Annotated in this window: 1 pseudogene; it reads right to left on the bottom strand. The window is 64.8% G+C overall.

Going from position 1 to position 466, the window contains the following annotated elements:
* Positions 1-466 (bottom strand): annotated as a pseudogene (gene cysK2, locus BST12_RS29400) (S-sulfocysteine synthase CysK2); the annotation flags it as partial.

The raw sequence follows: 466 nt of genomic DNA, 5'->3' as shown, positions 1-466 counted from the left end.
TGGGAGGTTGTCCGCCTAGCAGTTCGTGTTCGTTGCAGTACGCGTCGTTGTAGATGGTGTCGAAGTAGCGTTGTGGGCCGTCGGGAAAGACCGCGGCAATCGTGGTGTCCGCCGGCAAGTTGCGTGCTGCCCAGCCGGCTACCAGGGCGACCGCCCCGACGCTCCAGCCGCCGCTGGCGTAGTGGGTTGCGGCCAGGGAGCGGCACGCCCAGACGGCTTCGGGGGGAGCAACCCAGTGCACTTCGTCGAATGCACGGTAATCGACATTGCGCGGATAAATACTCGAGCCCAGCCCGCGCATCAGCCTGTTCGACGCGGGCTGCCCAAAGATCGTGGACCCGATGGTGTCCACGCCGATCAACCGCATGTCCGGGTTGAACTCCCGTAGCACTCGGGCGACACCTGCTGAATGTCCACCCGTCCCCACCGAGCACACCAGGACATCGATCCGGCCAAGCTGAGCGAC

Origin of the sequence: Mycobacterium angelicum (genome assembly GCF_002086155.1) — a bacterium.
In the GTDB taxonomy this organism is placed as follows: Bacteria; Actinomycetota; Actinomycetes; order Mycobacteriales; family Mycobacteriaceae; genus Mycobacterium; species Mycobacterium angelicum.
Note: the sequence above shows the minus strand (reverse complement) of the source record. Positions and strands in the feature narration are given on the sequence as shown.